At 48.4% G+C, this 22,986-nt stretch carries 18 protein-coding genes; 14 read left to right on the forward strand and 4 right to left on the reverse strand.

Translation table 11 applies throughout. The annotated features are described in order from the left end of the window. The first annotated feature begins 65 nt into the window (after positions 1-65). The 7 genes from ACFORK_RS06560 to ACFORK_RS06590 all read left to right on the forward strand — a co-directional run bounded on the left by ACFORK_RS06560 (position 66) and on the right by ACFORK_RS06590 (position 6,668). Entirely contained in the window at positions 66-803 is a 738-nt protein-coding gene (locus ACFORK_RS06560) for a regulatory protein RecX (RefSeq protein WP_379196843.1), read from the forward strand. 303 nt (positions 804-1,106) lie between these two features. Next, on the forward strand, positions 1,107-2,648 hold the full coding sequence (rny, locus tag ACFORK_RS06565; RefSeq protein WP_379196845.1) for a ribonuclease Y: 1,542 nt from the start codon (positions 1,107-1,109) through the stop codon (positions 2,646-2,648). An 88-nt stretch (positions 2,649-2,736) separates the two neighbouring features. Next, entirely contained in the window at positions 2,737-3,531 is a 795-nt protein-coding gene (locus ACFORK_RS06570) for a TIGR00282 family metallophosphoesterase (protein ID WP_379197152.1), read from the forward strand. 201 nt (positions 3,532-3,732) lie between these two features. After that, the gene (locus tag ACFORK_RS06575) at positions 3,733-3,993 is read left to right on the forward strand and encodes a stage V sporulation protein S (RefSeq protein ID WP_036656334.1); all 261 of its coding nucleotides are present in this window, start codon (positions 3,733-3,735) and stop codon (positions 3,991-3,993) included. Between the two features lie 167 nt (positions 3,994-4,160). Next, positions 4,161-5,120 carry a dipeptidase gene (locus tag ACFORK_RS06580; RefSeq protein WP_379197154.1) on the forward strand — a complete coding sequence of 320 codons (960 nt, stop codon included), beginning with the start codon at positions 4,161-4,163 and terminating at the stop codon, positions 5,118-5,120. A 333-nt stretch (positions 5,121-5,453) separates the two neighbouring features. Continuing rightward, entirely contained in the window at positions 5,454-6,026 is a 573-nt protein-coding gene (gene pduL / locus ACFORK_RS06585) for a phosphate propanoyltransferase (protein ID WP_066361969.1), read from the forward strand. 174 nt (positions 6,027-6,200) lie between these two features. Then, on the forward strand, positions 6,201-6,668 hold the full coding sequence (locus ACFORK_RS06590) for a DUF1801 domain-containing protein (RefSeq protein WP_379196848.1): 468 nt from the start codon (positions 6,201-6,203) through the stop codon (positions 6,666-6,668). A gap of 63 nt (positions 6,669-6,731) precedes the next feature. On the opposite strand, the gene dapA is transcribed toward ACFORK_RS06590, so the two are convergent. Next, positions 6,732-7,625 (reverse strand): 4-hydroxy-tetrahydrodipicolinate synthase, encoded by an 894-nt coding sequence (gene dapA / locus ACFORK_RS06595; RefSeq protein WP_379196850.1) that lies wholly within the window; start codon positions 7,623-7,625, stop codon positions 6,732-6,734. Positions 7,626-7,743: 118 nt separating this feature from the next. Here dapA and ACFORK_RS06600 point away from each other — a divergent pair, with 118 nt between their 5' ends. Together ACFORK_RS06600 and htpG are read left to right on the forward strand one after the other, a co-directional pair. Further along, positions 7,744-8,640, forward strand: a complete 897-nt coding sequence (locus ACFORK_RS06600) for a LysR family transcriptional regulator (protein ID WP_379196852.1) — start codon at positions 7,744-7,746, stop codon at positions 8,638-8,640. Positions 8,641-9,079: 439 nt separating this feature from the next. Further along, positions 9,080-10,960, forward strand: coding sequence for a molecular chaperone HtpG (htpG, locus tag ACFORK_RS06605; protein WP_379196854.1), 1,881 nt, complete (start codon positions 9,080-9,082; stop codon positions 10,958-10,960). A 97-nt stretch (positions 10,961-11,057) separates the two neighbouring features. Here the strand turns inward: htpG and ACFORK_RS06610 are convergent, their stop codons facing one another. Beyond that, positions 11,058-11,921, reverse strand: a complete 864-nt coding sequence (locus tag ACFORK_RS06610; protein ID WP_379196856.1) for a LysR family transcriptional regulator — start codon at positions 11,919-11,921, stop codon at positions 11,058-11,060. A gap of 147 nt (positions 11,922-12,068) precedes the next feature. On the opposite strand from ACFORK_RS06610, the gene ACFORK_RS06615 reads away from it, so the two are divergent. Together ACFORK_RS06615 and ACFORK_RS06620 are read left to right on the forward strand one after the other, a co-directional pair. Beyond that, positions 12,069-13,802, forward strand: a complete 1,734-nt coding sequence (locus tag ACFORK_RS06615; protein ID WP_379196859.1) for an ABC transporter ATP-binding protein — start codon at positions 12,069-12,071, stop codon at positions 13,800-13,802. After that, positions 13,799-15,538 carry an ABC transporter ATP-binding protein gene (locus ACFORK_RS06620; RefSeq protein ID WP_379196861.1) on the forward strand — a complete coding sequence of 580 codons (1,740 nt, stop codon included), beginning with the start codon at positions 13,799-13,801 and terminating at the stop codon, positions 15,536-15,538. The genes ACFORK_RS06615 and ACFORK_RS06620 overlap by 4 nt, the downstream gene beginning before the upstream one ends. Positions 15,539-15,623: 85 nt before the next feature. Here the strand turns inward: ACFORK_RS06620 and ACFORK_RS06625 are convergent, their stop codons facing one another. Beyond that, positions 15,624-17,249 carry a response regulator transcription factor gene (locus tag ACFORK_RS06625; RefSeq protein WP_379196863.1) on the reverse strand — a complete coding sequence of 542 codons (1,626 nt, stop codon included), beginning with the start codon at positions 17,247-17,249 and terminating at the stop codon, positions 15,624-15,626. A gap of 24 nt (positions 17,250-17,273) precedes the next feature. After that, complete coding sequence (locus ACFORK_RS06630) at positions 17,274-19,001, reverse strand: sensor histidine kinase (RefSeq protein ID WP_379196865.1); 1,728 nt, start codon at positions 18,999-19,001, stop codon at positions 17,274-17,276. A 345-nt stretch (positions 19,002-19,346) separates the two neighbouring features. Between ACFORK_RS06630 and ACFORK_RS06635 the strand changes: the two genes are divergently transcribed. Genes ACFORK_RS06635 through ACFORK_RS06645 form a run of 3 tightly spaced genes read left to right on the forward strand, consistent with a single transcriptional unit; the run spans position 19,347 to position 22,843 of the window. Then, on the forward strand, positions 19,347-20,270 hold the full coding sequence (locus tag ACFORK_RS06635) for an ABC transporter permease (protein WP_379196867.1): 924 nt from the start codon (positions 19,347-19,349) through the stop codon (positions 20,268-20,270). Positions 20,271-20,285: 15 nt separating this feature from the next. Next, on the forward strand, positions 20,286-21,203 hold the full coding sequence (locus tag ACFORK_RS06640; RefSeq protein WP_379196869.1) for a carbohydrate ABC transporter permease: 918 nt from the start codon (positions 20,286-20,288) through the stop codon (positions 21,201-21,203). Between the two features lie 38 nt (positions 21,204-21,241). After that, a complete protein-coding gene (locus ACFORK_RS06645; RefSeq protein ID WP_379196871.1) occupies positions 21,242-22,843 on the forward strand; it encodes an extracellular solute-binding protein in 1,602 nt (533 codons plus the stop codon). The last annotated feature ends 143 nt before the right edge of the window (positions 22,844-22,986 follow it).

A 22,986-nucleotide genomic window follows, 5' to 3' on the forward strand; every position in this document is an offset into this window, starting at 1 on the left:
GGGTGTCTTTTCATAATCTGAGGTTGGTATATGTATACGATATTGGTAATGAGGTGACAAGCAGCATGGTTATACAACTTGATTCGGAGCCGGAAGAGCAGGATGAACAGGCGTTGTCTGATTTTCCGGAGGATGGGTTACTTGAGATCACACGGGTGGAGCGACAGAAGAAGTCGGATCACCGCTATATCATTCATTTCGGCCCTTATACGATGACCGTTCATGAAGATGTCATGATTAAATACCGGATGATCACGGGTAATTCATTTATCAAGGCCGATCTGGAGGAGATTGTATTAGCGGATGAGCGCCAGCGCGCTTATGTAGAAGGTCTTCGTTATTTGGAACGCAAGCCGCGAACTGCGCAGGAGATGGCCCGCCGTTTACGGCAGAAGGAAATAGGAGAGACTATTATTGCGGAAGTGGTGCAGCGGCTGCAGGAGGAACGTTTTATTGATGATCCATTATACGCCAGACAGTGGGCGGAGCAGCGCCTCACGAACCAACGCAAGGGCAAACTATGGATTCGCCAGGAATTGCGAGAGAAGGGAATCGACAAGTCACTGATCGCGGAAGCGCTGGAGAATATCAGTCCAGAGGACGAATTGGCGAGTGCGCTCCAGACAGGACGCAAGAAGTGGAATATGATTCGCGGGGAAGTCGTCGACAAAAGGCGCAAGACAGGTGCTTTCCTTATGAGACGTGGTTTTCCGGGAGAAATGGTGCGGCAGGTGATCAATACTTTGCTCCAGGAAGAGAATGCAGAAGGGCAAGAAGAGGATTCCTACTTCATGGATTACTAGACTTGACTTTAGTGAAGGTATCGGCTCTCTTGACAATGTCTTTTTATAAATAATAAAATATAACATGAATCGGCAAAAGCAAGAAACCTTTTTCCTTCCCAAAAAGGGTGAATCTTTTTGCGATTCGCATACAACTCATATGATATGTAATCGCCGTATATGGCGGGCAGTGTGCATGTGCAGCATGTGCAGTATGGCAATCGGTGAGGTTACCGGTTTTTTGTATGGTGATGAAACGGATAGTTGAACAACTGCACAAATTCCCAAGGCATACCTTGGAGGAACCAACGAGGAGGTGAACAGATGCCAACATGGGCCTGGATCATTGTCGTTCTCGTTGTAGCTGCATTATTCTTTGGGTTCGGTTATTTTATTCGTAAATCCCTTGCAGAAGCTAAAATTTCAAGCGCTGAGAAAGAAGCCGTAGTCATCGTGGAAAACGCGAGAAAAGAGGCAGAAGCGCTGAAGAAGGAAACGGTATTGGAAGCTAAGGACGAAGTCCACAGAATCCGTACCGAGGCTGAGAAAGAAACTCGTGAACGTCGGAACGAAATCCAACGACAAGAGAGACGTTTGCTGCAAAAGGAAGAATCGCTGGATAAAAAAATGGAATCGCTCGAGCGAAAAGAAGAACAAGTAGCTAACAAAGAGAAACGAATCGATGAAACCCAACAACAAATTGATGTCATTTACAAGACCCAAGTTACTGAGTTGGAGCGGATTTCCAATCTCAGCATCGAAGATGCAAGAAGTATTATTCTCAGCAATGTAGAGCAGGAAGTTCGCCACGAAACCGCACAAATGATCAAGGAAATCGAACAGCAGGCGAAGGAAGAAGCGGACAAGAAATCCCGCGAGATCATTACGCTGGCCATTCAACGCTGTGCAGCTGATCACGTTGCGGAGACAACCGTCTCGGTTGTTACGCTGCCGAATGAAGAGATGAAGGGACGGATTATCGGTCGTGAAGGCCGCAACATCCGGGCATTGGAGACTCTCACCGGTATTGACCTCATTATTGATGATACGCCGGAAGCAGTTATTCTGTCAGGATTTGATCCAATCCGCCGCGAAGTGGCCCGTACGGCACTTGAGAAGCTGGTTGCGGATGGACGTATCCATCCAGCTCGCATTGAAGAGATGGTGGAGAAATCCCGCAAAGAAGTGGACGAGCGGATTCGTGAATACGGTGAGCAGGCTACCTTCGAGGTAGGTGTTCACGGCTTGCATCCAGACCTGATTAAGATTCTGGGTCGCTTGAAATTCCGTACAAGCTATGGACAGAATGTGTTGAAGCACTCCATGGAGGTTGCTTATCTGACAGGACTTATGGCCGGTGAGCTTGGGGAAGACATCGTGCTTGCAAAACGTGCCGGATTGCTCCATGATATCGGCAAAGCGCTGGATCATGAAGTAGAAGGCTCACACGTAGAAATCGGCGTCGAACTGGCGAAGAAGTACAAGGAACATCCGGTAGTTATCAACAGTATTGCCTCTCACCATGGTGACTGTGAAGCCACTTCGGTAATTGCAATGTTGGTTGGTGCAGCTGACGCTCTGTCGGCAGCAAGACCTGGTGCTCGTCGCGAAACACTGGAAACGTACATCAAGCGTCTGGAGAAACTTGAAGAAATTTCCGAATCTTTCGAGGGTGTTGAGAAATCATACGCCATTCAGGCGGGCCGTGAGGTTCGCGTAATGGTACAGCCTGAGAAGATTGACGATGCGGAAGCCTTCCGTCTGGCTCGTGACATTACGAAGATGATTGAGAATGAACTGGATTATCCAGGACATATCAAAGTCACTGTAATCCGTGAGACACGGGCGGTAGAATACGCTAAATAGGCAAATGAAGAAAAGTGGCCCCTAGCGGGGCCATTTTTTCTGTAAATACGATGTTTCAAACCAAGTGCAAGTCTAGGAGGAGAGTCTTATTAAAGTACTATTTATTGGTGATATCGTTGGCAACACTGGAAGAAAAGCATTGCGTGAAATGCTGCCTTCCCTGAAAAGCAAATACCAGCCCCATATTATTATTGTCAACGGTGAGAACGCTGCTGCTGGCCGCGGGATAACGTCAGCCATTGCGAACGAATTCTTCAACTGGGGCGTCCACGGGATCACGATGGGTAATCATACGTGGGATAACCGTGATATCTTTGAGTTTATTGACGATGAGCCGCGGCTGATTCGTCCGGCGAACTTCCCACCGGGTACACCGGGACGCGGATACACGGTAATAAAAGCAAACGGTAAGCAACTAGCGATTGTTAACTTACAGGGCCGTACCTTTTTGCCAGCTATCGATTGTCCGTTCCGCACTGGCGACGAGATTGTGGATGAGCTGCGCAGACAGCATAAATGCATCCTCGTAGATTTCCATGCAGAAGCGACCTCCGAGAAAATTGCCATGGGCTATCATATGGACGGACGTGCGTCGATCGTTGTCGGTACCCATACACATGTGCAGAGTAATGACGATGTGATTCTGCCTGGGGGAACTGCTTACTTGACCGATGCGGGCATGGTTGGTTCAAGAGAAGGAATACTGGGTATGGAAAAAGAAGCGGTCCTATACAAGTTCAAAACACAGCTTCCATCACGCTTCGTCGTGGACGAAGGCAAGTGGCAGTTGCACGGTTTGTTTGCAGAGCTGGACGAGGCAACAGGGGCGGCGACCAAGCTGGAAAAGATCCGCATGCGCGAAGGCGATTGGATCATGGACTAAGAGGAACGGTCAAAAAGCAAGAGGAATCGGGCGGAAGCAACGTTTTAGGATGCAGTGTGATCTTTTTTATATCGAAAAAGAGTATCTTTTGTACCAATTTAAGTAGAAGTAGTCGGTAAAAAGAAGGAATTATTTCTTCTCCCGCGAATAACATCTACAGAGTGGAAGAACACCATCATTTTTCCCAGGGGAGGTACTTACATGGATGTATTAAAAGTATCAGCTAAATCCAATCCTAATTCCGTCGCCGGTGCATTAGCAGGTGTTCTCCGTGAACGTGGAACGGCCGAATTGCAGGCAATAGGAGCAGGAGCACTGAATCAGGCAGTGAAAGCAGTTGCTATCGCCCGGGGATTTGTGGCACCAAGCGGTGTTGATTTGATTTGCATTCCTGCCTTTACGGACATTGTTATTGATGGAGAAGATCGGACGGCGATTAAACTTATTGTTGAACCGAGATAATAGAGATACATCAGTTTGAAGCCTGTTTACCTTGGTAAACAGGCTTTTTTGCTGCATATTTACAGATAACCCCTGGGGTCGCGGCATAGAATCTGAAGAAGGCTCTCTCGTGTGGATAGTGACGGGTGGCAGCAGAAAGTGAGGGGAATGCTGTGAGGAAAGTAGATATGAAGGTGGCAGATTTCCATTGTGATGTGTTGAGTAAAATGCAGAATTTCGGCGATATTGATTTTCGGAATGATTCGCGCCTCGATGTAACGGCAGAGCGGCTGGCAGCAGGGAGAGTAGATCTGCAATGTTTTGCTATCTATCTGTCGGAGGGCAGGGGAAAACTGGGGTTTGAGCGGATATTGGGTCAAATCGATCTTTTTCGTGAAAAAGTAGTGAGGTCACAAGGCTTGCAGTGGCTTCGCTGGAAGGAAGAAGTGGAAAGCCAGATCATTGGAGCGTCCAGCGCAGGAATGCTCTCTGTGGAGGGCGTAGACGGTCTGGAGGGCAATCTGTTCTATGCCCAGCTCTGTTTTGAACTAGGAGTACGGTTTCTGGGGGTTACCTGGAACTATGCCAACTGGGCTGCAGATGGGGTACTTGAGCGACGGAATGGAGGATTTACAGAGAAAGGGAAGAAGCTGGTGGAGTGGTGCAACCAGAGTGGAATGCTACTGGACGTGTCGCATCTCTCCCCAGCGGGCTTCTGGGAGCTTGCAGAGCTTAGCGATCGGCCGTTTATTGCCTCTCATTCCAACGCTGCGGCGATATGTGGGCATCCACGCAATCTGGTTGACGAACAGATTAAAGCGCTAATTGCTATGGATGGAAGAATGGGGCTAACATTTTTTCCGTGGTTTGTAGAAGATGGAGGAAAGGCAGGACGAGAAGACCTGCTGAAGCATATTGAACATGTATGCAGCCTTGGTGGAGAACGGATTCTGATGTTCGGCTCGGATTTTGACGGCATTGACACCTGGGTAGAGGGGCTGGAGCATCCGGGAAAATATCCGGAGTTTGCGGAGCTGCTGCTCCGGCATTATCCTGAAGATCTTGTAAGCGGATGGCTGTACGGGAACGCCATGACTTTTTTGCGAGAGAATCTGCCTTCTAAAGCGAGCAAGCATAGTCCGGCTTAGAAGATTGCGGATCTGGGGCAACGGAATCAACACACGCGCCAAACGGGCCAAACTGTTGACCAGTGTTTAATAGACTAAACACGCCAAACTGTTAACCAGTGCTTAACACACCAAACACACCAAACACACCGAACAACACCAAACGCACAGGTTGTTCTTATCAGAAATTACTCCATGATTGCAATGTTTGATTGGAATATTTTGTATTACTATGTGTCCAATACAAGAATTTATCATAAAAAGTGACAAGGTTCCTTTAGGTTTTGAGTATTTAGTTGTATAATGTTTTGTGGCTTGTACAGATACTAGAGAAAATTCAAGGAGTGACTTACAATGAGCAAGACTGTACCCGTAGGTGTGTCGGCTAGACATATTCACCTTACGCAAGAGCACGTGGAGGCTTTGTTTGGCCCTGGATATCAATTGACAGAGTTCAAACCCCTCTCCCAACCTGGTCAATTCGCTGCGAATGAAACTGTAGCGGTAATTGGCACCAAAGGCAAATTTGACAAAGTAAGAATTCTTGGACCTGCTCGTCCTGCTTCCCAATTGGAAGTGTCCCGTACAGACGCATTCGCGCTTGGCGTGAAAGCCCCTGTTCGTGAATCCGGTAATATCGAAGGTACACCGGGCATTACTTTGAAAGGCCCAGCTGGTGAAGTGGAACTGGAAACCGGCGTTATTGTGGCAGCTCGCCATATTCATTTTCATACTTCCGATGCTGAAGCTTGGGGCATCGCTGACAAGCAACTGCTGAAGGTTCGCCTCGGTGGCGAACGCGGTCTTGTGCTGGAGAACGTAATTGCGCGTGTATCCGACAGCTTTGCACTGGATATGCATATTGATACAGACGAAGCCAATGCAGCAGGTGCTAACAATGGCGATACTGCTGAAATTGTAGACTAGTCTTAATAGGTATATAGCATGAAGAAGCGGGGGAGCAATCTCCCGTTTTTTTGTTGCGTTTTTTTTCGTAAACGTGGCCTTGCACAATCCGTCGTTATTTTTAGTTTGATCCTGAATTTGGTATGATAGAACTGATGGTCAATAATTTGAAGTAACGTAAATGGAGGGTACCTAATGAAGTATGAAGCAGGCAGTCCGGAAGAATATATTCATCAACTGCCAGAGGAGCGAAAGCAAGCCATGGTGGCGCTGAGAAAGACAGTAGTGGATAATCTGCCGGAAGGCTTTCAAGAGACTATGGCCTATGGCATGATCGGTTATGTTGTTCCACACAGTATTTATCCGTCCGGTTATCATGCGAAGCCTGAGGAGCCCCTTCCATTTATCAGCATAGCTTCCCAGAAGAACTATATCGCTTTTTATCATATGGGCATATATATCTTTCCCGAGGTGTTGACCTGGTTTCAGGAGGAGTATGCGCAGGTTGTCCTAGGCAAGCTTGATATGGGGAAGAGCTGTATACGCTTTAAAAATATAAATGCCATTCCGTACGACCTGCTCGCGGAGCTGTGCCGTAAGATTACGCTGACGGATTATCTACAAAGATATGAGGACGGATTGCGTACGGTTAAGAAAAAATAAAGGCTGCCTTCAGCCGTGAGAAACGGAGTGGGCAGCCTTTCAATATGGATAATTGCGTTACCGTTACAACCCGGATACAAGCGCTCCAGCCTGGTATGCACGAAGTTCTTCCTGCAGCGCGGTGCTGATGGACATCAGTGGCAGGCGAAGGGTATCGGAACCGATGACTCCAGTGTGGCTAAGCAGCCATTTGATCGGAGCGGGATTGGATTCTTTGAAAAGCAGTGAGATTAGTGGAAGCTGGCGCTCGAAGGCCTCTTTGGCCTGCTCCAGCTGCCCGGAGGCAAAATATTGGTAGATTTCGATGAATTCTGCCGGACGTACATTCGCCGAAGCCAACATGCCGCCAGCTGCACCGCGTCCCAACATATCCAGGAAATGCTGATCATCGCCGCACAGAATCGGCTTGGAGCCATATTTGGTCAGCTCGGTGACCAATAGTGGCGAACCTGAACAGTCTTTCAGACCAATAACATTGTCCATCTCCAGAATCGTCCGCGCTGTATCGACAGTCATACCAACACCGCTTCGTCCGGGAATATCATAGGCCATGATCGGAACGCCAACCTCTGCAGCCTTGCGGAAGTGCTCAATAATGCCTTGCTGCGAGGGGCGACTGTAATAAGGGACCACAACGAGTGCGGCATCTGCGCCCAAAGATCCAGCGAGCTCTGTGCGTTTTACAGTGGATGCGGTATCGTTCGTTCCAGTGCCGACCATAAGCGGAATTGAGGATTGCTTTAAAAGTTCACGAGATGCATTGACCAGAACCTGAAATTCTTCCACGGTAACCGTCGGCGATTCACCAGTGGTTCCGTTTACAACCAGACCCTGAATATTATGTTTAATGATGTTGTTCACATAGTGCTCATACGAATCCAGATCAACTTCACCGGCTGTATTGAACGGAGTGACCACGGGGACATATACTCCAAAAACCTGTTGTTCTGTAAGCATGATTATCGGCCTCCAACAATTTAGTTGCTGTAAGATTACTTTACCATGGAATATTGCATCGGTGTTATCTATAATAAATGATATGGATCATCATTATTATTGATGTTAGGGTGAGATTATGGATTTGACTTACTTGAGAACTTTCCGAGAAGTGGCTAAGCGCCAGAGCTTTACCCGTGCCGCCGAGGAACTGGGTTATGCCCAGTCCAGTGTTACGATGCAAATCCAGAAGATCGAGAAGGAGTATGGTGTCCCGCTTATGGAGAGACATGGACGCCAGCTGCGCTTGACCCCTCCGGGGGAGGAGTTGCTCAAGCTGTTTGTGGAGATGCTGGATTTGTATGATCGTTCCAAAGAAACGATTGCTCAGCAAATTGGCGGGACGCTGACGATCGGAACGATAGATTCCCTGGCAGCATTTTATTTGCCTCCTTTTCTTCAGCAGCTGCGAACACGGTTTCCGGGGCTGAACATTCATTTGCAAACACAGCAGGAAGCTAATCTGGTCAATAAAATAAAGGACGGGGAAGTGGATATCGGGCTGATGCTGGACCGCAGCACGGCAGATTCCTACCTGAACCGCACGATTATCCGGGAAGAGCCACTGGTGCTAATCGCTCCCGTTGGTCATCCACTGGCCGCTCTGGACACTGTTAAGCTGCAGCATCTGAACAATTGCGAATTCATTGTCTCGGAGGAAAGCTGCATTTACCGAAGTCTGTTCGAGAATTTGCTCAAGGAGCACGGCATTGTGTTCCGCATAGGCTTTGAGCTATCCAACCTGGAGGCGATCAAGCGCTGTGTCATGAACGGGCTGGGCATTGCGCTGCTGCCGCGGATCGTAGCCCAGGAGGAGATCGAGCGAGGGTATCTCGCCGAGCTGAATTTTAACCACCCTGAGATCCACTTCGATCTGCAATTGCTAATCCATCCCAAGAAATGGAAGTCCCATCCGCTGCAATTTCTGATCCAGATGCTGATGCAGGATGCAGGAACGCAGGCAGCAGGATTGTGAAAGTGATGCCAACAGAGGCCGAAAATTCAGGGTTCACCAGAGCGACACCGATGCTTATGTCTAGTAACTTAAGTTCAATAAATATAGCAAATATGCAGTAATATATTGACATCTAAATTTATTATATGGTATATAAAAAGAAGTGTTAGCACTCACTTGAGTGGAGTGCTAATTGTTTTGTTGTGTTGACTATATGAGACGAATAAAAGAAAGTAACGAAAAGCGCGAAGGAATGAAGGGGAGGGTTTGGAACTGTAGGAGCGAAAGCGACCGCCTTTGTCACCGGATTTCAACCGCTAGAAGCGGTTTATAAAGAAGAAATCTGGGGACAACAGCGGCCGAAAGTCCAAACATTCACCGTAGTGACGATCGAGTCTTACGTTCGGATCTTAAGTTCGTCTTATACAGATGTTTATTTTGAAAGGAGATCAATGTATTCATGGCCAAAAAAAAGTTTAAAGCCGAATCCAAGCGCCTGCTGGAGATGATGATTAACTCCATCTATACGCAGCGGGAGATTTTTCTGAGAGAGCTGATCTCGAATGCCAGCGATGCTATTGATAAAATCTATTACAAAGCATTAGCCGACGATTCGCTGGTCTTCAATAAAGAAGATTACTATATTAAAGTGACCGCTGATAAAGCAAACAGAACGCTGACCATTACCGATACAGGAATCGGGATGACTGCGGAGGAGCTGGAGAACAACCTTGGCGTTATCGCGAAGAGCGGCTCCCTGGCCTTCAAGGAAGAGAATGAGGCGAAGGACGGCCATAACATTATCGGTCAGTTCGGTGTAGGCTTCTATTCGGCCTTTATGGTTGCCGACGATGTAACGGTCATCAGTAAGGCGCTGGGCAGTAGTGAAGCGTTCAAATGGGAATCCACAGGCGCTGATGGCTATACCATCGAGCCGGCTGAGAAAGATACTGTGGGTACCGAGATCACCCTGAAGATCAAGGCGAACACCGAAGAAGATCAATATGATGAATATCTGGAAGAGTACCGCCTGAAGTCTATCATTAAGAAATATTCTGATTTCATCCGTTTCCCGATCAAGATGGATATCACCACCAGCCAGCCTAAGGCTGACAGCGAGAACGAGTTCGAGGAAGTCTCCGAAGAACAAACCGTGAACAGCATGGTGCCGATCTGGCGGAAGAATAAGAACGAGCTGACCGACGAGGATTATAACAATTTCTATGCCGAGAAGCGCTACGGTTTCGACCAGCCGCTCAAGCATATCCACATCAGTGCCGACGGTGCGGTGGTCTATAACGCGATTCTGTTTATCCCGGAGAATACGCCGTTTGACTACTATACGAAGGAATATGAGAAGGGCCTGGAGCTGTACTCCAACGGCGTTCTGATCATGGACAAATGTAGCGATTTGCTGCCGGACTACTTCAGCTTCGTCAAGGGGATGGTAGATTCCGAGGATCTGTCGCTGAACATTTCCCGCGAGCTGTTGCAGCATGACCGCCAGCTGACTTTGATTGCCAAGAACATTAAGAACAAGATCAAGAGCCAGCTGCAAAGCCTGCTCAAGGACGGAAGAGAGAAATACAATCAGTTCTACAGTGCCTTCGGCAGACAGCTCAAATTCGGCGTATACAATGATTATGGCATGCATAAGGACACGCTGCAGGACCTGCTGATGTTCTACTCTTCCACAGAGAAGAAGCTGGTTACGCTGGACGAATATGTGTCAAGAATGCCGGAAGATCAGAAGTATATCTATTATGCTGCAGGTGAATCCGTAGAGCGCATCGAGAAGCTGCCGCAGACCGAGCTGGTAGCTGATAAAGGCTATGAAATCCTCTACTTCACCGATGATATCGATGAATTCGCGATCAAGATGATCACTTCTTATATGGAAAAAGAATTCAGATCTGTCTCCAGCGGCGATCTCGGCATCGAGACCGATGCAGCGGACAAGCCTACGGATGCTGAAGAGAACGAGAACAAAGAGCTATTCGAAGCGATGAAAGGCATTCTGTCCGGCAAGGTCAAGGATGTTAAAGCTTCCAAACGTCTTAAGACCCATCCGGTCTGTCTCTCCTCTGAAGGCGAGCTGACGATCGAGATGGAGAAAATCCTGAAATCCATGCCGAACGGCCAGGAAGTACAGGCCGACAAGGTGCTGGAGATCAACATCAACCATGAAGTGTTCCAGTCCCTGAAGGCTGCTTCGGACAATGATAAAGAGAAGCTGAGTCTGTACACGAACCTGCTGTACAACCAGGCGCTGCTGATCGAAGGCTTGCAAGTAGGCGACCCTGTACAGTTCACGAACGATATTTGCAAAATCATGGTGTAATGTTGGCCTAGCCAATTAACACCTCTATAAAAAGTAGAATAACCCGTCACTGGTGCAAGCCAGGGCGGGTTATTTGCATTCTCTATAAGGCTTCTTCTTAACCGAAGCAATCAATAAACTTGGCAGCCAGCGAAGACAAGTATTTGTCCTTCATCCAGATGGCAGCGACACGGGTGCGCAGCGTCTCGCTACGAATCTCCTTGTACAACAAATTGCTGTTGTTCACGAGTCCGAAGGCGGATTTGGGGATAATACCAATGCCCAGTCCAGCGTTAGCCCAGAGCAGTGTGGTACGGGCATCATCATTCATGCAAAAGAAGGAGGGTTCAAAGCCCTGATCGATACAGGCTTCCGAGATCAGCTGCTCGAATCGCCGATAAATGATCAGTGGCTTGTTCTGCAGCTCACTGACCGTCATGGAAGCTTCTCCCTTGCTCCAGTCATATTCCGGGGTCATTACAGCGATCATCGGCTCAGCGCTGCTATACTTGCATTCCAGATTTGTAGTATTAAAAGGAGTGCGGACTATGCCGACTTCTACGATTCCTTTATTGAGAAGGTCTATTACCATGAACGTATTACCTTCATGAATTTCAAATTTGATACCGGCATACATTTTGTGGAATTCGCGCAGTCTATCTTGAAGCAGGGTTGCGCCGGATGAAGAGACGGTTCCAACAGTTATGGTGCCTTTCATGCCTTTAGCAAAGTCATTAATCTCTCGGGTAGTGGAGTCTGTCAGCTCCAGAATCTGCTGGGCCCGGTTTCGCAGAATAATGCCTGCATCCGTGAGCTGTACGCTACGGGGACCACGCTCGAAAAGTTTGACACCGAGTTCATCTTCAAGAAGCTTCAGCTGCTGGCTTAGGGGAGGCTGAGCCATCTGCAGCTTGCGTGCAGCTGAAGTGATCTGGCCTTCCTCCGCGATGGTCAAAAAGTATTTGAGCTGCCTGATATCCATGGGGAACCTCCGGTTTGAGATATGTAAATCGTATCGCACTGATACGAAAACAATATTATTAATATGAAAAAAGATATGACATAATCATAACTGGTCTTATAGAAAAATCAAATACTTAAATACTTCTTAGGTTAGGTGTGGATTCCAGTGTTCAAAATTGCCGTTTATTTAAAACCGTATCGAAAAGAAGCCATCATCGGCCCCATCTTCAAACTGCTGGAGGCGATCCTGGAGTTGTTGTTACCAACTTTAGTTGCCCTGATTATCAATAATGGAATCGGGCATCAGGATAGCGGATATGTGTACCGGCTGGGTGGGTTGATGCTCCTGATGTCACTCCTCGGCTTCGGCTGCTCGATGATCTGCCAGTATTATGCTGCCCGTGCCTCACAAGGTTTTGGCACCACGCTTCGTAACAAGATGTTTCGTCATATTTCGTCGTTGTCTTATGCCGAACTGGATACCTTTGGAACGCCTTCGTTGATCAATCGGATCACGAATGATGTAAATCAGCTACAGCTGGCGGTTGCTATGCTGATCCGCCTGGTGATCCGGGCACCGTTCATCTGCATCGGAGCAATAATCATGTCCATGATTCTCGACTTCCGGCTGTCTCTGATTCTGCTGGCAGCTACGCCCGTAGTTGCGGTTATTCTGTACTTGATTATCAGTCGGACATCTCCGCTTTATCGCCTGTACCAGAAGAAGCTGGATGCTTTGGCACTGGTGCTGAGCGAGAATCTGTCTGGTCTGCGTGTAATTCGCGCATTTGCCAAGAGTCGTCAGGAGCGGGCTCGTTTTGCAGAATCCTCTGATGATTTGACAGCTACGGCGATTCGGGTTGGACGTATCTCTGCCTGGCTGGGACCGCTCACCACGCTAGTGGTGAACGCAGCAATCATAGCTATATTGTGGGCGGGTGGTTTTCACATCGATAACGGTCGTCTCTCGCAAGGGGAGATCATTGCTTTTATAAATTATGTCACTCAGATCCTGCTGGCCCTGATTGTGGTCTCCAATCTAGTGATCATCTTCACCAAGGCGTCGTCTTCGGCGAGCCGGATCAATGAAGTGCTGGCAGTGACTTCTTCGGTTAAGGACACTGGTCTTCAGGAGCCTACCGGTGGCCAGGAGGTATCCAAGATCGCATTTGACCAGGTGTCCTTCGGATACAGCAGTACCGGCGAGCTGGCGCTGGATAACATCTCTGCGGTCATTAACCGGGGAGAGACGGTGGGATTGATCGGCAGTACCGGTTCCGGGAAGTCCACCTTTGTGAATCTGATTCCTCGTTTCTATGATGCGGTGGAGGGCAGTATCACAGTAGATGGCATGGATGTCAGAGAGTATCCGCTATCCCGGCTGCGGGAGAAAATTGCGATTGTTCCGCAGAAAGCACTGCTGTTCACGGGCACGATTGCAGATAATATCCGCTGGGGCAACCAAGAGGCAACGGAAGAGGAGATCTTGCGGGCAGCCGAAGTGGCTCAGGCGGCCGAATTCATTCACAAGTTGCCGGAAGGACTGGATACTAAGGTATCCAGAGGAGGAATGAACCTGTCCGGCGGACAGAAACAGCGTTTGACCATCGCGCGTGCTGTCATCCGTAAGCCACAGATTCTGATTCTCGACGACTCGTCAAGCGCACTTGATTTTGCCACCGATGCAGCATTGCGCAAGGAGCTAAAAGAATATAGCCGGGAAATGACCGTACTTGTGGTGTCCCAACGGGTAAGCACAGTACGGCAATCTGATAAAATTATCGTATTTGAGGAAGGGCGGATTGCCGGCATCGGAAGTCATGAAGAACTGATGGAGGGCTGTGCAGAGTATAAAGAAATCTGCCTGTCCCAGTTATCGAGTGAGGAGTCTGGACAATGAAAAGAAATAATACGTGGAAGAGACTCATCGCTTATACATCCCAGTATCGGAGCCTGATGATCCTTGCGGTCATCTGTGCCATTCTCAGCGTAGTGGCCAGTTTGATTGGGCCGCTGCTGATCGGCAAGGCGATTGATTTTATGATCGGTCCAGGAAAAGTCGACTTTCCAGCTGTCCTACGCCTGCTGCTCATTCTCGGCGCTATCTACCTCGTCGGCAGTCTCTTCGGATGGCTGCTTACGGCGCTTATGAACCGGATCGCTTATCGAACCATCAATGATATGCGGCGTGAACTATTCGACAAGCTGAACGTATTGCCGCTGAAATTTCATGATAATCATCCGCAAGGGGATAGCATCAGCCGTTTTGTCAACGACATGGATGCTGTCTCGGACGGGTTGCAGCAAGGTTTTTCTACACTGCTAACCGGTGTAGTTACGATTGCTGGAGCGATTGGGTTGATGCTTTACATCAGTCCGCTTATGACCCTTGTGGTACTTCTGTCCGCCCCGGCTTCGTATTTTGCAGCGCGTTTTATTACGACCCGCTCCCAGCAGATGTTCCGGGATCAGGCTAAAATCCTCGGTGGACTGAACGGTTATGTGGAAGAACTGGTGGGCGGGCAGAAGGTTGTTCAAGCTTATCAGTATGAAGAGCGTGCCTTTGCAGCGTTTGCTGAACAGAATGAAGCGCTGTACCAGACGGGTGTGAAATCCCAGTTCTACGGCTCGCTCTCGAACCCAACGACCCGACTCGTAAATAATCTGACATTCTCGGTCATTGCGATGATCGGCAGTGTCATGGTCATTATGAACCACCTGACGGTAGGGGATCTCTCTAGCTTCTTGATCTATTCGAACCTGTTCGCTAAGCCGTTCAACGAAATCACCGGAGTGATCACACAGCTGCAATCAGCGACGGCTTCAGCACAGCGTATCTTCGCGATTATGGATTTGGCACCAGAGAAACCGGATGCCGAGGGAGCTGTGGAGCTTACAACCAGCCAGGGAACGATTACGTTCGATCAGGTGCGCTTTGCTTATGATCCGGAGCGGCCACTCATTACCGGGTTCAGTCTGGAAGTGAAGCCGGGAACGCGGGTGGCGATTGTAGGGCAGACGGGAGCGGGGAAGACGACGCTGGTTAACCTGCTTATGCGCTTCTATGATGTAGACAGCGGAACTATCGCGATAGACGGAGTGGATATTAACACCATCACTCGGGACAGTCTGCGCCGCAATTTCGGGATGGTGCTTCAGGAGACCTGGCTGTTCGGTGGAACGATCTTTGAGAACATCGCCTATGGCAAGCCCGAGGCCAGCCAAGAAGAGGTGATTGCTGCAGCCAAGGCTGCTAATGCGCATGGCTTTATCAAACGTCTGCCGGACGGTTATCAGACCCGGATCAGCGGCTCTGGTGACAATCTGTCCCAGGGACAGAAGCAGCTATTGACGATAGCCCGGGTCATGCTGGTGGATCCGCCAATGCTGATTTTGGATGAGGCAACCAGCAGTATTGACACACTGACAGAGGTGCGTATCCAGAAAGCATTCCTGAAGATGATTGCCGGACGAACCAGCTTTGTGATCGCTCACCGGTTGTCGACGATTCGTGAGTCGGATCTCATTCTCTACATGAAGGACGGCGATATTGTGGAGAGCGGCACTCATGATGAACTGCTAGCGAGCGGAGGCTACTACGCCCGCTTATATAACAGCCAATTTGCAGCTGTGTAATGTCTTGAATGTCCAATCTTAAAAAGCGTTCACTCCCTATTGAAAGACTGGGAGTGGACGCTTTTTTGGGATGCTCTCCGAAATCTCAGTTCCATTCGGGAACAGATTTCAGTTCTTTCAGTTCTCTCAGATTCTTACGGTATTCGTTGGGACTGCAGCCGTTGTCCAGCTTAAATAGCTTGGAGAAATGTGAGTAGTTCGAATATCCGACCTTACTAGCGATGGTATAGACCGACTGCCGGGTGGTTTCCAGTAGATGCTTGGCGGCGGCCAGCCGGGTCTGGATGATATAATTGCCGAGTGAAATCCCCGTCTCCTTCTTGAAGAGCCGGGCCAGATAATCCGGATTGAGATAGACAATCTCTGCGAGGCTGTTGCGTGTCAGATCGTTGCCGCAGTGTGTTTTGATATAATGGGTGATCTCTTCCACGACTGACTTGGGCTGCTCGGCAAAATTGCGGTATTCCGCTGCAGTATTAACCAGATAGCCGATGTATTGCTGCATATCCTCAATTGAATTAAGGGACTGAATAAACAGCTGATCTCCGGACCTGCCCATATAGAGTTTATGTGCTTCGATCTCTTTACTCTTGAGATGGGCGTATACAAGCTGGACAATGTCCAGCCGCAGCAAGCTGAGCACCGAGGTGTTGACGATATGGCCCTGAATCAGTTCATGCAGATAGTCTGAGGTCAGCTCCAGGAATGCAGTGTAGCTGTTCTCATTCAGCAGCTGCTCCAGCAGGATCAGATCGGGCGGGTTGTAGATCGCCTCACATTTGCGGTAATGTTCAAGCAGAAAAGTCTGGTTGCGGTGTTTGATCATTTCCTCATTCATTACCAGTAGCTCCTGAATCTCCTTGCGGATCGCCCCAAGCGTCAGAGATTTACCAATGTTACAGCAGGCGTCGCATTTCAGAAATCTGTTGGCCTGGGCTATGAAGGAGGAACAATGGTCTTCAAGCATTCCGGGATCAGGATTAGAGTTCCATTTTAGAATAATCATCCAGTTATAATCCTTGATCTCTGTGATCGCTTCCACTTGAAAGAGGGGGTGCTGGAATAATTCATGCATCACATTTAGCAGAGCATAGTCGAACAGATTCTTGTCTTCCTTGCCCAGACTTCTGTCATATGGAAACAGATTAACCAGCACGGGCAGGAAGAGATCGCAGGGCTGATAGGGAAGATTCTGTTCGGCCAAATAAGGAGCTATATGAGCAGGGTCCGCCGGAAAAGCTCTTCCGGTGATTAGTCTGCGCCAGCTGTGTTCAATCATCTTGCTTCTATTTTTCTGCCACAGCACGCCTTCGCGAATCGCTTTCTCATTATTTTGCTGCTCCTTGGCCTTGGCGACAGCCTTATGAATAATCAGGGTCAGCTTATCGAACTCAATCGGCTTCAGGAAATAGTCAAAGCTTTGCAGCTCTATCGCTTTCTGCGCATAATTGAAATCGGCATAATTGGTCAGGAAAATGGTCTGAATGCTGTACTGCTCAGAACGTATCCAGGCAAGCAGCTCGAGCCCACTTCCTTGAGGCATTTCGATATCACAGATGAGAATGTGCACCGGATGCTGAAGCAGAATTTCACGTGCTTGCGCCACATTGTAGGCGGTATAAATATGATCAATAGACAAAGCGGCCCAATCAATCCTTTTTTCCAGTGCGGTAATTACAAAATAATCATCATCCACAAGCAAAGCATTCATCGGCAAACTCCCTCCTTGTCAGCTTCATGTCTGTGGTACTTTGGGAAGCAGGATGGTTACGCAGGCCCCGCCGCTCAGCATATTAGAGAAATGAACCTCCGCCTGTCGTCCGTACAGCAGCTCCAGCCTTTGCTGAGTATTCGTGATCCCGATCCGGTGTCCATCGGTTTGATCTAGTAGGTCTCCCCGCGATAGCTTCTCCAGGATTTCTGGCGGAAAACCCGGCCCGGTATCAGTGATTCGGATACAAGCCTTGTCACCTGCTTCCGCATTATAAGGGGTAAACACCGACAGCCTGATTTGCAGCTCCTGATTTCTTGAGACTGCGTACTTCACGGAATTCTCAATAAAAGTCTGAAGCACCAGGGGCGGAATCTGCAATCCTTCCATGCTCAAAGGACGCTCGATATGATAAGAGAACGCATTCCGGTAACGTGATTTCTGAATATCCAGATAGATCCGCACATGCTCGATTTCATCCTCCAGCTGTACGAAATTCTCTCCGCTCTGAAAAATGTACCTAAAATACTTAGATGTAGCCATCGACATTTCTTCAATTTCTTCATACATTTGAATTTGGGCCATGCTGTAAATGCTGGTCAGGCAATTGAGAAAAAAGTGGGGTTTGATTTGCATTTTCATGTAATCGAGCCGAATCTTCTGCTTCTCCAGCTCCTGTTCGTACATTTCGATTTTGAATTTTTTGAGCTGATCCACAAGCTGCTTGAACTGTCCATTTGCTTGCTCCAGCTCGATGATTGTGCTGCTCTCGAAATCTGCCGGTTCACCCTCTGCATTAATGCGCCCCAAGTTCTCCGAGAAGCTCTGGATGGGACTTAGCACCTTCCGCATGAATAGCATCATCACAGCGCTCAGGGTGAAGATCAGCAGGAAAAACAGGACGAGAATCAGCAGCTGAGCAATCATGATTTTCTCAAAGGTGCCGAATTTAATGACCATCTTGACGCTTAATGAAGCGTTGGCAAAATCGCTGATCACCGTCGTCCGGGACTGGATCAGATCGAGAAAGGAGGGTTTAGTCTCTTCATGGATACTTTGTTCAGGTCCTTTTTCATAATCTGGTCCGGAAACGATCGTGCCGTGCTTATAGACCAGGGAGGCATAACCGTCGGCGCCCAGGTTCATTTGCTGTAGAGGAGCAATCAGGTCATTCGCGGAGATAAGCCCCACCAGGTAACGGTCATGATAAGGCACAAAGCTAATAATGAAATACTTGCCATTGGCGAGAATAGGGGTCCACTTGGCATAGAACTTGTCGTAGACCCCTTTGTTCTCGGTCAAAGAGATAATCTGTCTTTTGACCTCCAGATAGTCACTGTAGGACAGGGTCATCGGCGCGCAGTTCAGAAAGAAGTTATGTTTCTCCAGATAGAAGAAGAAGTTATATCCTTGACCGTAGTTTCTTTGCAGCTCCGCAAAACGCATACGCAGCTTCTCGTTTCCCTCCCGGAAGTCGATGCTTTCCACGGGGGAGTTACTCATCGTCTTGATGTTATCATCATTGGCTAAAGCCCAGCCCATAAAGTGACTGATGTAATTAAAGTCATAGTTAATACGTTTGATATAGAGCTCGGCGGTGTCTTGCAGATACCGGGTGGACTGCTGCTTGACGATGGAGATGGAAGCAATGCTGATCGCGAGGTCCACAACTAATGCGATGAAGGAAATGACGAGCATAATTCGTACGTAATATTTGATGGAATACGGCTTGCTCGGTTTGTGTTTTCCCATAGGCCAGGGGCGCTATCCTTTCTGGACACATAGTTATGAATGCGTTTTATTTGGTAATAAAAACATTATAAGACTTTCATTTTAAAAAAACATGGCTAAAAATACGCTTTTGACCGCAAAGTCCGGAAAGAACATGGAAAAGTCTGGATTTCAATATGCTTTTGTCACGCGTCAGGGGAGGGATCAAATTTGGCGGGAATATGGTGCTGGAAATGTCCGAATAGCGGTCCTATGAGGTCCGATATTGTTACGCGGGGACCGTTATACTGAAGATGTTCAATCGATTGAGCAGCGAGGGTGGAGGAAAGCTTCAGCCACATCTTTAGGGGAAGGGAATGGATTCATATGCCATCCGGTCAATTCAGTACAAGACGGACATGGGCACTGATCAGGCGTAACTGGGGGCTTTATGTACTGCTTTTTCCCGCTGTAATACTGACCCTGCTATTCGCCTACAAGCCGATGTACGGGGTGCTCATTGCGTTTAAGGATTACAGTCCGGCTTCTGGAATAGGAGGCAGCCCTTGGGCGGGGCTCAGATACTTCGAGAAGTTCTTTAACTCCTATCAATTTTCCGCAACCCTGAAGAACACGCTGGTAATCAGTCTCTACAGCATGGTGACCTTCCCGATTCCGATCATGCTGGCACTGATGGTTAACCAGATGCGGCCGAACCGGTTCAGACGTTTTTTTCAAACAGTATCCTACATGCCGCACTTTATCTCGACGGTCGTTATGGTGGGCTTGATGCTGATCTTGTTCTCTCCCAGTACGGGGCTGGTCGGTAATCTCTACAATCTGTTTGGTGGAGATCCTCCCGATCTGATGGGCTCGTCCGCATTGTTCAGCAGCGTGTATGTCTGGTCCGATGTGTGGCAGCATGTCGGCTGGGACAGCATTATCTTCATCGCTGCACTTTCTGCGGTGGACCCGAGCTTATATGAAGCTGCAACCGTGGATGGGGCCAGCCGCTGGCACAAAATCCGGTACATCGATATTCCCATGCTGATGCCAACGGCGGTAACGCTGCTGATCTTGCGGGTCGGCGGACTGCTGGGTGTCGGATTCGAGAAGGTGTACCTGATGCAGAACGATCTGAACTTACCCTCCAGCGAAATTCTGTCTACCTATGTTTACAAAATAGGGCTGCTAAGCAGCCAATACAGCTTCTCGTCGGCAATCAATCTGTTCAATACCATCATTAACTTTATTCTGCTGATTCTTGTGAATCAGATCTCCAAGAAAGTTAGTGAAAACAGTCTATGGTAGGAAGGGGGTGCACAAATGAGCGAATTGGAACCTGTAATCCAGCAGCATCGGAGCATCAGAAACCGGTCCTCCGACTGGGTAATGGAGTTTGGTGTTTACATTGTTGCGGTGTTGTTCCTTGTGATACTAATCTACCCGCTGTATTTTATTGTAATCGCTTCATTTAGTGATCCGTCCGCCGTAGCGAACGGGAGGGTGTGGTTCTTTCCCAGCGGCTTCACTCTGGATGGCTATAAGGAGCTGCTGAAGCACGACAATATCTGGATCGGCTATAGAAATACCATCATGTACACCGTGGTCGGCACAGCGATTGGGCTAGTTGTCAATGTCTCAGCGGCGTATGCGCTATCTCGAAGAGATCTTGTTGGACGCAAGTTTCTGTCTCTGTTCTTCATCTTTACGATGTTCTTCAATGGCGGCCTGATACCGACCTTTCTAACGATTAGGGATTTCCATTTATATGACACGTTTCTTGTGATGGTCCTGCCTTTTTCCGTAATGGTGTTCAATATCATCGTGGCCAGGACCTTCTTCCAAACCAGCATTCCCGGAGATTTATGGGAGGCGGCCCAAATCGACGGCTGTGGCAACCTGAGGTACTTTATTCTGGTTGTACTGCCGCTATCCAAAGCAATCATAGCCGTACTGGCACTCTGGATTGCCGTAGGGTATTGGAATTCCTTTTTTAACGCGCTGATCTATCTGAAGAACCCGAATCTGTATCCACTGCAGCTAATATTGCGCAATATTCTGATCACCAACCAAATGCAGTCGGGGATAGGAACCGGTGAAGCCGCCCAAATTGCCCTGCGACTCGCCAGCATGATGCGTTATTCCGTCATTATTGTAGCAACTGTGCCGATCATGTGCATTTATCCGTTTGTGCAAAAGTACTTTAACCAGGGGGTGATGATCGGCGCCGTGAAGGAGTAGACAAGAACTTCTCATAACAATGAAACGGGGGAAATATGATGAGCAAATCTACCAAAGCTTCAGTTAAAAAAATGGCGACGATGATGCTTGCGACTACATTACTGTTTGGACTCACAGCGTGCGGGGGAGGAAATGACAATACTGCGGCCAAGACACCGGGCAGCTTCAACAAGGAAGGCCTGCCGATTGTGACAGAGCCGGTGACCCTGAAAGTTCTGACGATGCGTTGGGGCAATATGGGAGATACCTTCACTAATAATCAGTGGCTTAAGGATCTGGAGAAGAACACGAATGTGAAAATCGAATGGCAAGTGGTCTCCTCCAACGACTGGGCTGAACAGAAATCCATCATGTTGGCCAGCGGTACGCTGCCGGACATCATTATAGGTAACCAAACGTTCACTGATTCGGATATCGTGAATAACCTCAGTTATTTCCGCCCGCTGGATGATTATATCGCCCAGTATATGCCTAACCTTAAAGCGGCTATGGATGAGACACCAGAGCTTAGAAAGATCAGCACTTATCCCGACGGAAAAATATACTCTTTGCCAACTAGGCTGCCGGCCCGGCCGCAGAGCAAGAACCAGCCTGTCATCAATAAGGCATGGCTTGATAAATTGGGACTGAAGGTCCCGGACACCATAGACGATCTTCACAATATTCTGAAAGCTTTCAAGGAGAAGGACCCGAACGGGAACGGCAAGAATGACGAGATTCCTTTTACGGAAAATGGATTGGGGGATTTTCTTACTCCGTTTGGCATCACCGACATCAATTTAAACAGCATGATGGTCAGAGACGGCAAGCCGCTCTTCATCCCGACATCCGACGAATATAAAGAAGGCCTCAAATGGGCACATCAACTATACAGTGAAGGCTTGATCGACAAAGAGCTGTACACACAGGATAACAGCATGACATCGGCCAAACAGCAGAATGCAGATGCCGCTATCGTCGGCTTCACCTATCAATGGACACCGGATGCCGTATTCGGCAAGTGGAAGGATCAATATATTGCGATTCCACCGCTTACCGGTCCAGACGGGAAGAAATATCAGCCTGGAGATCCGAGTGGTCTGAGCTATAACCGGAACGAGATGTTGATTACGACTTCTTGCAAAAATCCGGAGATCGCCGCTCGTTGGGCGGACCAGTTCTATACGAATGAAGCCAGCATCCAGAATTTCTGGGGCGCAATCGGTACTGTGATCAAGAAGAATGACGATGGTACCTATACCCTGATGGACCCTCCGGCTGGTACCAGCGCGGATGCCTGGTATTGGGAGCAATCGCTGCGTGATTTTGGTCCGAAATATGTAAGTCCTTCGTTCGAGAAGAACATCGTACTGAATCCGGAAACCGGGGATGGACTGAAGCAGGAGCTCGACAAGCTGGGCAACAAATTCGTCACGACGCCGTTCCCGAACGTAATGTATACAGCAGAGGAGTTCAAGGAATTGCCAACGCTCACCACTGATATTGACGGCTACGTGTCCACCATGCGCGCCCAGTGGGTTACGAAAGGCGGAATCGACGATACTTGGGATATTTACATCAAGAAGCTTAACGATATGGGATTAGAACAATTGATTAAAATCCGGACAGATGCTTACGAACGCTATATGAGCGTAAAGTAAGATACCTGTAGGTGATATTGGTAGCGCAAAAATAGGAAGGAAAATACTGAGGGAGATATTAGAGAAGAGAAATAGGAAGCTAATTATCAAAAAAGGGGAGGCCTCTTGCCGCAGATGGCAGAGGGCCTCCCTTTAAGTTGTGC

It is taken from the genome of Paenibacillus sp. GCM10012306 (genome assembly GCF_042649265.1).
In the GTDB taxonomy this organism is placed as follows: domain Bacteria; phylum Bacillota; class Bacilli; order Paenibacillales; family Paenibacillaceae; genus Paenibacillus_AQ.

What these genes read in the sequence shown, in the direction of transcription:
- ACFORK_RS06560 (WP_379196843.1), top strand. Translation starts at nt 66, where the DNA reads ATGGTTATACAACTTGATTCGGAGCCGGAAGAGCAGGATGAACAGGCG.
- rny (WP_379196845.1), top strand. Translation starts at nt 1,107, where the DNA reads ATGCCAACATGGGCCTGGATCATTGTCGTTCTCGTTGTAGCTGCATTA.
- ACFORK_RS06575 (WP_036656334.1), top strand. Translation starts at nt 3,733, where the DNA reads ATGGATGTATTAAAAGTATCAGCTAAATCCAATCCTAATTCCGTCGCC.
- ACFORK_RS06580 (WP_379197154.1), top strand. Translation starts at nt 4,161, where the DNA reads ATGAAGGTGGCAGATTTCCATTGTGATGTGTTGAGTAAAATGCAGAAT.
- pduL (WP_066361969.1), top strand. Translation starts at nt 5,454, where the DNA reads ATGAGCAAGACTGTACCCGTAGGTGTGTCGGCTAGACATATTCACCTT.
- ACFORK_RS06590 (WP_379196848.1), top strand. Translation starts at nt 6,201, where the DNA reads ATGAAGTATGAAGCAGGCAGTCCGGAAGAATATATTCATCAACTGCCA.
- dapA (WP_379196850.1), bottom strand. Translation starts at nt 7,625, where the DNA reads ATGCTTACAGAACAACAGGTTTTTGGAGTATATGTCCCCGTGGTCACT.
- ACFORK_RS06600 (WP_379196852.1), top strand. Translation starts at nt 7,744, where the DNA reads ATGGATTTGACTTACTTGAGAACTTTCCGAGAAGTGGCTAAGCGCCAG.
- htpG (WP_379196854.1), top strand. Translation starts at nt 9,080, where the DNA reads ATGGCCAAAAAAAAGTTTAAAGCCGAATCCAAGCGCCTGCTGGAGATG.
- ACFORK_RS06610 (WP_379196856.1), bottom strand. Translation starts at nt 11,921, where the DNA reads ATGGATATCAGGCAGCTCAAATACTTTTTGACCATCGCGGAGGAAGGC.
- ACFORK_RS06620 (WP_379196861.1), top strand. Translation starts at nt 13,799, where the DNA reads ATGAAAAGAAATAATACGTGGAAGAGACTCATCGCTTATACATCCCAG.
- ACFORK_RS06625 (WP_379196863.1), bottom strand. Translation starts at nt 17,249, where the DNA reads ATGAATGCTTTGCTTGTGGATGATGATTATTTTGTAATTACCGCACTG.
- ACFORK_RS06630 (WP_379196865.1), bottom strand. Translation starts at nt 19,001, where the DNA reads ATGGGAAAACACAAACCGAGCAAGCCGTATTCCATCAAATATTACGTA.
- ACFORK_RS06635 (WP_379196867.1), top strand. Translation starts at nt 19,347, where the DNA reads ATGCCATCCGGTCAATTCAGTACAAGACGGACATGGGCACTGATCAGG.
- ACFORK_RS06640 (WP_379196869.1), top strand. Translation starts at nt 20,286, where the DNA reads ATGAGCGAATTGGAACCTGTAATCCAGCAGCATCGGAGCATCAGAAAC.
- ACFORK_RS06645 (WP_379196871.1), top strand. Translation starts at nt 21,242, where the DNA reads ATGAGCAAATCTACCAAAGCTTCAGTTAAAAAAATGGCGACGATGATG.